The 12,934-nt window shown below is 50.6% G+C and carries 10 protein-coding genes; 4 read left to right on the forward strand and 6 right to left on the reverse strand.

The features are described from left to right. Window positions 1–143 precede the first annotated feature (143 nt). Window positions 144–1,175, forward strand: a complete 1,032-nt coding sequence (locus M1D61_RS00785) for a hypothetical protein (protein WP_458120738.1) — start codon at window positions 144–146, stop codon at window positions 1,173–1,175. Between the two features lie 324 nt (window positions 1,176–1,499). On the opposite strand, the gene nudC is transcribed toward M1D61_RS00785, so the two are convergent. Further along, entirely contained in the window at window positions 1,500–2,345 is an 846-nt protein-coding gene (gene nudC, locus M1D61_RS00790; RefSeq protein ID WP_458120739.1) for an NAD(+) diphosphatase, read from the reverse strand. A gap of 112 nt (window positions 2,346–2,457) precedes the next feature. Continuing rightward, the gene (locus M1D61_RS00795; RefSeq protein WP_458120740.1) at window positions 2,458–3,282 is read right to left on the reverse strand and encodes a YkgJ family cysteine cluster protein; all 825 of its coding nucleotides are present in this window, start codon (window positions 3,280–3,282) and stop codon (window positions 2,458–2,460) included. A 409-nt stretch (window positions 3,283–3,691) separates the two neighbouring features. On the opposite strand from M1D61_RS00795, the gene M1D61_RS00800 reads away from it, so the two are divergent. Both M1D61_RS00800 and M1D61_RS00805 read left to right on the forward strand, forming a co-directional pair. Beyond that, window positions 3,692–4,477, forward strand: a complete 786-nt coding sequence (locus M1D61_RS00800; RefSeq protein ID WP_458120741.1) for a class I SAM-dependent methyltransferase — start codon at window positions 3,692–3,694, stop codon at window positions 4,475–4,477. A gap of 203 nt (window positions 4,478–4,680) precedes the next feature. Next, window positions 4,681–5,532 carry a DUF6612 family protein gene (locus M1D61_RS00805; RefSeq protein WP_458120742.1) on the forward strand — a complete coding sequence of 284 codons (852 nt, stop codon included), beginning with the start codon at window positions 4,681–4,683 and terminating at the stop codon, window positions 5,530–5,532. Between the two features lie 131 nt (window positions 5,533–5,663). Here the strand turns inward: M1D61_RS00805 and M1D61_RS00810 are convergent, their stop codons facing one another. From M1D61_RS00810 to M1D61_RS00825, 4 genes are all read right to left on the reverse strand, one after another. Beyond that, entirely contained in the window at window positions 5,664–6,662 is a 999-nt protein-coding gene (locus M1D61_RS00810) for a catalase family peroxidase (RefSeq protein ID WP_458120743.1), read from the reverse strand. Window positions 6,663–6,754: 92 nt separating this feature from the next. Next, entirely contained in the window at window positions 6,755–9,514 is a 2,760-nt protein-coding gene (locus M1D61_RS00815) for a DUF4084 domain-containing protein (RefSeq protein ID WP_458120744.1), read from the reverse strand. 386 nt (window positions 9,515–9,900) lie between these two features. Beyond that, on the reverse strand, window positions 9,901–11,598 hold the full coding sequence (locus M1D61_RS00820) for a DUF4179 domain-containing protein (RefSeq protein WP_458120745.1): 1,698 nt from the start codon (window positions 11,596–11,598) through the stop codon (window positions 9,901–9,903). Continuing rightward, window positions 11,585–12,112, reverse strand: a complete 528-nt coding sequence (locus M1D61_RS00825; RefSeq protein WP_458120746.1) for an RNA polymerase sigma factor — start codon at window positions 12,110–12,112, stop codon at window positions 11,585–11,587. Before M1D61_RS00825 ends, M1D61_RS00820 begins: the two co-directional genes overlap by 14 nt. A gap of 162 nt (window positions 12,113–12,274) precedes the next feature. Here M1D61_RS00825 and M1D61_RS00830 point away from each other — a divergent pair, with 162 nt between their 5' ends. Beyond that, the gene (locus M1D61_RS00830; RefSeq protein WP_458120747.1) at window positions 12,275–12,889 is read left to right on the forward strand and encodes a hypothetical protein; all 615 of its coding nucleotides are present in this window, start codon (window positions 12,275–12,277) and stop codon (window positions 12,887–12,889) included. The last annotated feature ends 45 nt before the right edge of the window (window positions 12,890–12,934 follow it).

Consider the following 12,934-nt stretch of genomic DNA (forward strand, 5'->3'; position numbering starts at 1 on the left):
ACCTTGTTTGACGATGAGTTTGAAGCGATATGTAAGTGAAAGAAAATCGTTTACTTTTGCGAGAAATGTGTTATTTTTTAAACTAATCTCTGGTACGGCTTCAGGCAGCAAATACCGGTACGATAGAAGAGGAGACTACAACGATGAAAAGGTATGGCCGAATAGCACTGTGTCTATTCGCCCTGGTGGCGATGATGTCTGTGACGACGAGCGCTTCTGCGCTGGCAAATAATAACTCGGGCTACAAATTGCTAATCTATTATGGAATTCCGGAGTCGGTCAATAATGCATCGACCCCTGAGGAAGCGGCACAGATTTTTGCAAAATACGACTATCTTGTACTGGGAGACAAGCTGGAACTGCCGGAGCATGCGCAGCATGAGAGCACCCTGCAGATTATTGCCCGGATCAAGCAAATTAATCCGAAAATCCAGATCTTCGGCTATGTCGATCTGGGAGTAACGGATTCGACGGATAATCTCAGCATGGATACGATCAAGCAGCGGATTACACTGTGGAAAGATGCCGGCGTGTACGGCATTTTCCTCGATGATGCCGGTTATGATTACGGCGTATCCCGTGAGCGGCTGAATGAAGCGGTGACAGCTGTGCATGATGGCAGCATGGCCGCCTTTGTCAATGCATGGCATCCGGAAGACGTAATGAGCAGTGCCAAGCAGGCGCAGTTCAACCCGGACGGGCTGAAAAGCAAAATGAATGCGAGCGACCTGTATCTGATGGAGAGCTTTCTGCTGCCGGCGAATCTGAACGGTAGTCGTATCTTCAGCGCCTATCGCGATTATTTTGAGGATAAAATGGAGAAGAGCATGATGTACCGCAGAGTGCTGGGTGTGCGCATGCTCAGTGTGAGCACGATTGATTATCAGGCGAGCACGGACGGTGTGCTGAACCAATTTTTCAAAATGAACGAAGCGGCCGCAGGCGTGTTCTCCCTGGATGGATATGGCGTCTCACCAGTACATTACAGCTCCTCCAAACCGAATTCGGATGTCGTGCGGACTTTCCCGTATATGAGCAATTATATGGACTTTTACACGCTCAAGCCGCAGTACGAGAGCTTCCGCGGCGGCCAGGACTTCAGCCGGGAAGGCTTCCGTCTGCTGTCGATCAAGGGACTGAACAAATACGCATTCCCGGATGGAGCGGTGTATTAACAACATCATGTTGATCTACCGTAAATATGGTAGGAATATTTCTCAAATGGTGAAAAGCAGGCGATACATTGACCGGAATGATGATTTGAGTCTGGAAGTGTCTTTTCGAACAGAGATATGCCAATCTTACACGCATCTGTAATAATCGCAGTAGGTCCCTGTTCAATATCTCTATATGAAATAACAAGCCTATGTAAAAAGCATTCCTTCTCTCTACAGACAGTAAAGGGAAAGAATGCTTTTTACATGGGCTACAGTGCAGCCTATGGGATACTGCAGCGCCTATCCTGTCAAATATGTGCATACATAGATAGAGCAGAATAATTAGCTGTACTCCTCGACATACCAGTCAATCATCTTGCGTGCAATGCTGATACGCGGCGGGATATTCGGCAGATTGTCCACTCCGAACCAGTCCGCATGCACGATCTCCTCACCATCCACCTGAATCTCGCCGCTCTCGTAATCCGCGATAAATCCGACCATCAACGAATGGGGAAACGGCCACGGCTGGCTGTCAAAGTAGCGGATATTGGTAATCCGGATGCCGATCTCTTCCATCGTCTCCCGCTGGACGCAGTCTTCCAGCGTCTCACCCGGTTCGACGAAGCCGGCGATCAGGCCGTACATATTGTTTTTGAAATGACCCGCCCGAGCCAGCAGCAGCTGATCATCCTTGAGAATCAGGGTGATCACAGCCGGCGCCAGACGCGGATAATGGGACAGTCCGCAGCTTGGACATACTTTGCTGCGTTCATGATCCGCATGACCGAGCGGGCTGCCGCAGCGTCCGCAGAACTGGTGGGTAGCGTCCCATGCGAGCATCTGCAATCCGCGTCCGGCGAGATGGAACAGATCCTCGTCGATCCGGTCATACAGCGCGAACAGCGGCAGGAACACCATGCCTGCCGGAGCCTCCGTATCAGGACCCAGCTCGGCGGTATAACAGGAAGCCTGCTCGATGCTGCCCAGATAGAGCGAACGCAGCGTTGGCAGCCCATATGGCTCCGGTCCGGCGGTCACCGGCAGGATAAGCTGGTCTTCATGTTCATGAACGAGCAGCTCGCTGCCTCGGAAAATGAACCAGTAACCGATGCCTTCCTCCTGCTCGGCAGGGGCCATGGCAGGCTGGTATCGTTTATAAATGCTTTCTTTGGGCTTTCTCATCATCTCAGAACCTTTCGTGAAGTTAGTCAGAGTTGTCTATCTATCATTTATACCCATAAAGGAAACTACGTTTGGAATGAGGCATACAGCAGATGACAGGGAGGAAGGAACCAACCTAGCGCGCTTCATGCCGGGCCATTCTGGCGTTATGCTCTGCCAGCGGCAGGTCAAAATGATCGCGGTTGCCGATTTCGGCCGTCATGCCGCCGCCATGCCTGGCATACAGCACGAACCAGTAAAAGATCGGATACTGGCGCATCCGCGTCTGCTTGGCTCCGACCCGTACGTCGGCGAGCTGCTCATACTGCGGCCAGTAGTCGACAATATTGGGCGTGACTTTGCGATGTGCACGGCTGCTGGGGATATGCTCGCATACCTTTTCCGGGCGCAGCCGTTCCCGCCATGATCCGTAAAAGGTATGGGAGCTGCCATGAGTGCGGCAAATAAACGGGCGCAGCGGATAGACACGGCAGATACCCTTTTCCGGGTCCAGCAGCGGACAGGCAAATCCGTTGCGTCCGGCATACCGGCGAATCTGCTCCAGTTCCTGCTCCTGGTTCGTCCTGCTCGTCAGCGATGCATACATCTGCGGATTCTCGGACTGGAAAATGTCCAGATTGACCAGCGACTGCTCAAATACCGCCTGAATCTCCGCCTTGCTCCAGTGGCGCTCCATATAAGTGAGCAGCAGTTCAAACTCCACCTGGGAGACGGGAAAGTAATCCGAACAGCAGCTGCTGCAGCCAGCCGCACAGGGAGGATGGGCATCATGATGGGCATGGTAATCCTCGATCGCCCGGTCTACCTCCTGATACAATCGGTGTACATGAGCCGCCCGGCTGTCCGGTGCGGCGCCCTTATGACAGTGCTGGAGTTTGCGACCGCTGCCGCAAAAGCAGGGGCTGCTGCCCGATAGTGGACGGGTTGTTTCATCCGGCATGTACTCACGTCCTTTGTAATGGGATATTGGTATCCCGAATATAAACAGGACCTGTACCCGGGGGCGCAGGTCTGGATCGTTAACAGTAACACAAGAGATGAACAGAACGTTTGCAATCCGTCTGTTCTGGATTATAAAGCCATGAATAGCACCCTATGAATACTGCCTAATGCAGAATAGGCGTATTCAGGTATGCTTTTAACTTTAACCTAACTGCCAAAAGCTTGCAAAGAAGTTAACCTGTCTATTTTTCGGCGATTCGTTAAGAGTCTGCCGGTGTGAACAGAACGTAAAAAGAAGATAAATAAACCTGCCTGAGCAAAATCTGTCTCTTCCGTAGAAGTTGATGGTAGAATAGAAAGATCAATTTTGATGAATACGGCGTGTGATCACGCATGGAGGCACAATCATGCAATCTTCAGAACAAAATAAAAATGCCTGGAACAGCGGCGCTTACGAGTCCTGGCTGAACCGGTTTGGAACACCGGCCGAAGCGGCCGAGAAAATAAAGTCCGACCCCCGCAAGCGCCTCGGCACCGCGCTGGATTATATGGGCGATGTGCAGGGACGCAAAATCATTAACCTGATGGGCTCCAATGGCAACAAGGCGGTCGCGCTGGCGCTGCTCGGCGCTTCGCTTACCGTTGCCGACTTCTCCGAGGAGAATCGCCAGTATGCGCTGGAGCTGGCACAGGCTGCCGGTGTAGAGCTGAAGTACATCGTCTCCGATGTGCTGCAGATGCCGGAGGAAGAGCTGGATGGATCGTACGATATCGTCTTTATGGAGTTCGGGATTTTGCACTATTTTACCGACCTGCATCCGCTGTTTGAAGTAGTGCGCCGACTGCTCCAGCCGGGTGGAAGACTGATCCTGCAGGATTTCCACCCGATCTCCACCAAGCTGATCTCTTCACGCGGCACGACCGCCAAGATCCGCAAGCACAAGGTTGATGGCGATTATTTTGATACCTCGTTGGTGGAGAAGGAAGTCTCCTATTCCAAGTTCGCCGAATCTGCTCCTGTCGACGAACAGCAGCAGAAAGTATACCTGCGCAACTGGACACTCGGCGAGATCGTCACAGCAGTAGCTGCAACCGGTCTGGTCATCAAGGTGTTGGAAGAATTGCCGAACCTGTCTTCCGATGTATTTGATAAAGGCATCCCCAAAACATTTACCATTGTGGCCGAGCGATAATAAGGTCTGTCCATCTTCCTGTCTGTACGTGACGGAGAGAGTCTCTGCTGCGCGTGCAATGGCTGACTTTGTAAATAATGTAAAAACGGTGTTAATTCTTCGCCAAAATCCCCTCATTGCCTGGAATGTCCGCTAAAATGGACGCGGATGCTCTTTTACAGAGTGTCCGAGAATGGTTTTATCAGGACAGGAGGAATAACGGAATGAAGAAAGGTGCAGCGGTACTGCTTGTACTGACTTTGTCTGCGGGTCTGACAGCTTGTGGAAGCAACAACAATGCGGAAGTGGCGGCTGGCGGAGCTTCGGCTCAACCTCAGCAGTCGCAGGCCGATCTGCCTGCGGCAAAAGAACTGCTGGATCAGGCTGCCAAAGCCGGAAGCGGCGTAAAGAGTTATGCGCTGCAGACCGAGCAGCAGGAGACGCACAGCGGGGAAACTATCGATTCGCCGGATTCCCGCTATATGATTACCAGCCAGATTACCATAGAGCCTCCGGCTGCCTATCAGAGGATTGAACTGGAGCTGGCAGGAGCCATGAATGATTCCAATCAGCTCCAAAAGTATATTACCAGCGAGGCCATTTATTCCGCACGAAGTGAGCAATGGTATCGGGACGACAAGGAGCTGTACGAGACTCAGGCCAATCTCAGGGAATTCACCAATATTGCTGCACAGCTCCAACAGATCCAGGCGGCGGTGAATGACATGACCGTAACCGGGCAGGGCAGCAGCTACATACTGACCGGCTCGGTAAAAGACGAGACCGCCAGGCGGCAGCTGACCCAGATGCTGCTGAATCAAGCGAGTTCGTACACACCGGGCATGCAGCGCAGCATAAAGCTGTCTACGGTGGAAGAGATGACAATTAGCTATACGCTGGATGCCGAGAGCAAGCTGCCGACCGCCAGCGAAGCGACGATCCGGCTGGCGAGCCCGCTGCCCGATGATGAGACAAAGAGCCGGATCACCGATATGAAGATTACTGCGGTATATTCCGATTATGACCGGATCGAAGGAATTACGGTGCCTGAGGAAGTAAAGGCAGCGGCGATGTAACCGCACAGGCAGGCGACAAGGCGACGAAGAATATGAAGGATTCACAATGAATAAAGAAAAGCTGCTGACCATATAATGTCAGCAGCTTTTTTGATGTTTTTGGATGAGAGGAAGAAGCAGCCTCTCTCGCTTTATTCCGTATCCACGCCGGAAGCGGCTTCACCACTCCGCCGTTTCCATGACTCTGCGTAGGCAGCCCGCCGGAAATTCAGGATCGGGTCATCGGACAGCTCCATGCCCTGCGGCGGCAGGACGGTAGGGTCCATAACAAGGCCTTCCGGTTCCGCAACGGGAGCGGTCAGCACCAATCGTCCGGCATCGATCCGCTGGCGCTTTTTGGGCCAGGCGGTCGTCGGGTCGTCTGTGGAATCGCCTTCCTCGCCAATAATAATGTTCAGCCGGAAGGCGGCGGTCTGCTGCTGCAGACGCTCATTCAATTCACGTTCCAGGTAATCCGGCGGCTGGGATGTCGTATCCTTGATGGACAGCATATGTACACCAGCCTCCGGCAGCCATTCAAATTTGACGGGCTGTCGTTGCCCTGTTTCGTTGACGAGCAGATAGGCGTGGATACAATAATACAGATTGGTCACATAACTGGCCGGTGGGCGCAGCCGCTGTACAGACAGCAGGCTCTCACGGGCTTCACCGAAATGTCCGGTGATCTGTTGGATAATCTCCTTGATCCCCAGATTGCCGGCACGGGCTTTGTTGACGGCTTTTAACATATCCATAAAGGATTCCGGTGTACGGGCAAAGAAAACAGGTACGGTTACAGCAACCAGATTGCTCACTTTGCCTTCCGGCAGGCGAAACTGTACAGCCATGCCTTTAGCCGGCGATAACAGATCGGCCAGTGCCGGATCGGTCGAACTCTCGGAAAAACGGACCAGTGCTTCGACCTGCGGCCCTTGCAAATGGGGTGCAGTGGTCCAGGCAGCCGCTTCGCCGCTCGGCTGGAAAACGGCATGGTAACACGTTCCTTTGGCATGGGCACGCCGGTAGCCGGGATGGCGTCCGGTCAATTTCTCGATTTCATCAACAGCCTGTACATCCAGATCCCTCGGATTTTCGTCGTCCGAGCGGAACTGCCCGGCAGCGGAATCGGAAGAAGAATGGGAATTATGCATCAGGATCACCTCATCTATTCGAAAGATTGGGATTCACCTACATTTACCCGTTAAGTCGACTGCCAACGCGTATCGATTGCTTACCTGCCGATTTAACGGTCTCCTTCGGGTGAGCGGGGAGATGAGATCCGATTCGAACGACGATTGCGTGCAGAGGAAGGAGAGGATGACGAATAGGAGAGCATCAGCTGCTCCAGCTCCTCGGAAGAGACCGGCTTGCTGAACAGATAGCCCTGCATTTCATTACAGTGAATTTCCTTGAGCATATTCACCTGATGTTCGCTCTCTACTCCTTCGGCGACAACATCTATATTCAGATTGCGAGCCAGATTGACGATGGTGCTGATAATCATCTGATTGGCCTGGCTGCTGCCGATTTTGCTGGTGAACTCACGGGCGATCTTCAGCTTGTTGATCGGCAGATTCTCCAGATAGGAGAGGGAGGAATAGCCGGTACCAAAATCATCAATGGATAACGACAGTCCCAGCTGCCGCAGTTCATGCAGCTTGTCGATGACATTGTGAATATTCGTCATCGCGGTCGACTCGGTCAGCTCCAACTCCAGATAACGCGGATCGGCCTGGGTCTCGGCGAGAATATGGGAGATTCGCTCGACAATATTGTCCTGGCGGAACTGCTCCAGCGACAGATTGACCCCGATAGTAATATAGCGGCCTTCATCCTGCCACTTTTTGGCCTGCTTGCAGGCTTCTCGCAGCACCCATTCCCCGATTGGCACGATCAGGCCGGTCTTCTCCGCAATGGGAATGAAGTCCCCCGGCATAATGAGTCCAATCTCCGGATGCTTCCATCGCACCAGTGCTTCGATACCGATGACTTTGCCCTGCCTTGCATCAATCTGCGGCTGGTAATGCAGGAACAGCTCATTATGATACAGCGCCTGGCTGAGTTCTTTTTCTATCAGCAGCTGCTTGGAATACATACGATCCGTATCCCGGTAGAATCGGTAATGACTTTTACCATTGGCTTTGACCTGATACATGGCGATATCTGCCTTTTTCATCAGAGTGACCGGTGTCAGATCGTCATGCGGATAAAGGGCAATTCCGATGCTTGGCGTCGCGATAATCTCATGGCCCTTGATATAATGCGGCTGGCTCAGACTCTCCAGAATACGGCTCGCTACGTTGGCAGCTTCTTCATTGCTCGTAATCTTGCGGATGATCAGGGTGAATTCATCACCGCCCTGACGTGCAATCACATCCTGCTGTCTGCCGCAGTGCTGCAGACGCTCGGCGACCGAGCGCAGCAGCTGGTCACCGATATCATGACCGAGCGTATCGTTAATATTTTTGAAGCGGTCCAAATCAATGAACATAACGGCAAACATACTGTTATTCATTTGGGCTTCCGCTACGGACTGACTCAGCGCCTCCTCAAAGGCCAGACGGTTGGAGAGGCCGGTCAATGGATCATGATAGGCGAGAAATTTTATTTTCTCCTCGTTTATCTTGTTCTCGGTAATATCCTTGGCCAATCCGTAGATTCCGACTAACTCATCCATCACGACAATCGGAATGTTGGTCATGCGGATATGGTAATACTCTCCCTTGAGATTGCGAATGGACAGGTCGTACTGTTGCGGGATTCCCTTGGCGACCAGAAGCAGGTGCTGTTCTACCATTTCGGCATAATTATCTGTCACCAGATCACAGCAGTTCTGACCGATCAGTTCCTCGATGCTGGCACCCAGCAGCTGGGCACCGGCCACATTGACACTGTCGATCGTACCATCCAGCCCGAACGAGAACACGGCATCCGGATGATATTCAAAAATCGAACGGTACCGCTGCTCGCTGATCTCCAGCTGCTGGGTTTTCTCGTACAGGCTGCGTACGAGCCTCTGATTCTCCAGAATAATCATCAGCTGCCGTGCAACTACGAGTAGAATAGCAATGCTGGCTCCAATCGTTACCGCCGAGCTTCCCTGTGGAAAGAACACCATAAAGGCGAACAATCCCGCCAGCCCGATATAAGGCAGCATCAGGCGAAAAATATCGGGTATGGACAGCTTCTGCATCATAAATTTTGCGGCAGGCAGTCGAGGCACACGAACTTCATTTTTGTGAAGGAAACCGGAGAACCCGACGAGCAGCAGTCCAAGAATGAACAGCGGGTCCGACCAGCTGCTCGACGAGTAAGTCTCATCGAAAATCATGCACAGGAAGATCGAATCTCCAACGACTTGGGAGAGCAGCCCTATAAATAAAATGAGGATTACCTTGTTGGACAAGGTGTGTCGAATATCAAAGTAAATGCTCATCGCACCGAACAACAACGCCAGATCACCCAGTGCATAACCGATGGAGAGCATAATGGAAGGAGATAATGGATCAGATCCCAGTGTCGAGATAATCGGTCCAATCAGGAACTCCCAGCTGAACGTTGAGATAACGGTCATAACAATAGAAATATCCAGCAGCAGCCGGATCACCGGATAGCCTCTTTTCTCACGAGTCAGTTTGTAGATGAATGCGGACATGTAGAAGATCACTTGCAGAATGTAAAAGATATCAGAGGGGCCGGGGAAAGGTACTTCAATTCCCAGAATATTCTCGTGAGTCAGCCAGATCACTTCCGCGACAAAATAACTGTAGCAGCCAAGGGCCGCCAGAAGCCAGAAGAGACGATGGTCCGTGCTGCTCTTTTTCCAGGCAGAAGTCAGCCAGATTGCAGCAAGCAGACTCCCACCCGTAGACAGGAGATTACCGCCCCAGGTCTGAATCGGTTCATTGTCATTCCAGTAATTAATCCAAAAGTAATAGAAAAATGTGAATCCAATAATAAATAAAAAAGTTAAAATAGGTTTATACCGCGGCCATTTGTGCATTATAACCCCTCTAATTCTCGATATTTTAGACTATATTACCCAATAAATAGAATTTTATACCTAGAAAAATAAGGAAGAAATATAGGTCTAAAGGTAAATAGCTTAGGAAGTTAATATTAAAGGATTTGAAACATAAATGAAATACATAAATGAGAATTTTGGGAAAAAACTACGGTAAATATCGACATATCGCGGGATTGGAGACGAAAAATTGGAGGGAGTTTCGATATGGAAAAGATTTGTGGATGAAAATGTAAATTAAGGTTTGAAGGGATAAAAAAGCTTCTCCGCAGCACTTCGCTGATACGGCAGCGGAGTGCAAACAGAGAAGCTGGGAGCAGAAAACCTTTAGCAAGAAAAGGAGTTACGATACTATTACCGAATGATCAGGGCTTTGCTGGTAACGAGGACAGAGGAAGTGTAACGTCTGCTGTCTGATCCGGATTCTCTTCCGTATAGAAGAGAACATCAACGGCTGCATGGGAATCGGTAAAATCCGGATATACTTCGATCGCTTTATTATTGCCATCTCCTATTGGATGTATTGTCAGCGGCTGTCCGATGAGCTGCTTGCCACTTCGCCGGATTGAGGTCTGGCTGATCCCGCCAAAATGCGAATCAGAACTCTCGGTCTGCACATACAGATGACCATTCTGCCGATAATACGTCCATACAACCGGGAATCCGCCGATCATAGTTCGCAGGGATTGCCGCTGTTCTGTAATATTGGAGAGCGTAACCGGCTGATCAGTTCCATGATGAGATATGATCCGGTGCTGCGCTGTCAAAGTAATGGAAGTATGACGGTCAATCTCCATTCCCAGCGGCCGTTCGAAAATCAGCACCGACTGTCTGACTGTCTCTCCGTGTGTATCCGAAGAGATGTCTGCATACCCGGTTAGAGTCTTGTCGCCCACATGCAGATCATATCTGGCAAATGGCGGTACATTTCCAGCTGGGGATTCGCTTAGCAGAATCCGAATCTGGGTAGGCGAAATGACCATACTCTTCAGCAGTATATCCGAATTGCCCGATTCCAGCGGAAGATTCAGCGGCTGTCGGATTGTACCGCTCTCCATCTGCCGCTTATCCAGCGGGATATCAAAATTCCATCTGTCTGCAAGCCGCTGCGCTTCCCGGGTATATTCGAGACGGTAAGAGAGTCCCGGCTGCTGCAGATCGTCAGGAAGATAATAATCCTGTCCGGTATAGCGTCCCTGTTCGTCGGGAGTGCCATAGGTACCGCTGTGGATAGGCTGGATGACTGTGCCTTTCGCTGTATATATGCTCAACTGAGGATAACTCCATGTTCTGGCTTCTTCATTGGTAAAAGAAATCGCCGAGCTGACCAGCATCTGTTCCGGGCCCTGCCGGATCATCTGGACTTCCAGCTGATCCATCCCATCTTGCTGCAAAGCAAATTGCTGCGGATACGCATTTTGGGCGTTTACAGGAATCGGCTGTTCGCCAGGCATCAGCCATTGCAGATTCCGAAGAGACAAATGTACAGAAGAAGTGGGGGAAGGAGGCGTCCAGCTGGTCTCCAGATAGCCGGTAAACCGCTGGGTGTCGTTGTCCCACTGCTGGTGCAGGGTCAGTCCCGGAATCATCTGCCCGCTGGCATCGGTCAATTCCATCTGTAAAAATCCGAAGCTCTTCGCTCTATGTTCGCCGGGATCGAGACTGTACAGGAAGACTGTTCGATTCTCGTCGACTACCGCCGTATGGATCGTCACAGTTACGCCATCCTCGGTAACCGATTGCTCTACAGGCTGCCCCAGATGCTGGGCCAATGCGGATTCCACGCCGCCGCGGTAGTGCAGCACGCGGCTCCAGTCGATCTGGATCGCTGCATATACGGGAACGGCGGCGATAAGCAAGCTGAGGGAAGCGATAAACACGGACTTTTTCCACGCTGTTCGTTTCTGCCGGAAAGGCGGAGCATGCCTATCCGGAGTAGGCAAAGGCTGAGAATCTGCCCGCTCGGCTGTCTCTATACGTGCCCACATCCGGTCGAAATCAGGATAGGCCAAACGATCTTCCTGCGGTATGCGCTGCTTCAGTGTGTCTTCAATACTTTTCATAATGTCCTCCCTTTAGGCTGCCGAACTGCTCTTGCGGCTCCAGCATATGCCGCAGCAGACGTAACCCCTTATGCTGACGTGATTTGACGGTACCGACCGGAATTTCCAGAATATCGGCGATCTCGCTGAGACTGAGATCATGTACATAACGAAGCGAGATCACAGTACGGATCTTGACTGGTAACCGGCTGATACAGGCGGCCCATTCTTCGGCAGATTCCCGGCCTGCCGCCAGCATATCGGGGGTAGCGGGAGCAGGGCCGGAGAAGAAATAGGGATAGGACAGCAGCTTGTCCCGCAGGCTTCGCTTGCGACGGAGATGATTCAGGCACAGATTCACAGCTACCTTGATCATCCAGGCCCGCAGCTGCTGAATCTGCTGCCAATCGCTGCGGAACACCGTAATAAACACTTCCTGGCACAGATCTTCCGCATCGGAAGCATGATGGACCATGTAATAACAGGTTCGGTATACCTCTCTGTTATAGGTCTCAAACAGCTCCTTGTTTGTCACTGTAGGTCCTCCTTGATTGGGTGAATTTATATGTATAACAAACGAGGAGTAGATAAGGTTCATTTTATGGGATGGATTTGCATAAATATGATAGCGAAAAAAGGACTGGGTAACTAATGACATATCAGTAGTATAATTTATAATGGTAAAAGAGGTGTGAATATGAAAAGAAAAGAAGCAATGGATCATTTTGAGAATACATATATAAAAGAAATAATCAGGGAAAACTTAGATGATTTAAAAAGTTACGCGGATAGCCATAAGGAAGAATTGATTTCAGATACTAAAGCTTCTTTTTGCAAAATGTGCCATCAATTATCTCAAAAACAGATTGAACACAACTATCCTCGAACAGGTTATTTGATTTATTCTTTCAGACGTACGTATCTATTAAAACGCAATTATTCGTATTTTTTTGAAGCCTATGATAAAAACTGGTTTTTTGATACGGTACCGCACTGTACATTGTATGATGCCAGCTGGGCTTTTCAATATTGGGAGAACGCTTGGAGAGAACTGGAAGATATCCGAAAACGTTATATGAATCTGATTCATCCACCGGATGTGGAATGGGCTATTCTTCGTGCAGCAGATACATTTCATCAAGTGGTTGCTGAGCTGGTAGAAGAAGCCGTTATTGAAATGCTGGGAACAGAGTCCTTCTCCCAAATTCAAAAGGAATCTGATTTTGAGATCAGGATTGGCGAATACAAAGGAATTAGCAAAGTGATTTATCGGGCTGAATCGATCAGACCAAAAGAAATAGAATACTTATAGTTCTGGATTAATAGATAGGTTGCCCGATCCCCAGTGGTAACGAGG

Source organism: Paenibacillus sp. Z6-24, assembly GCF_054161335.1.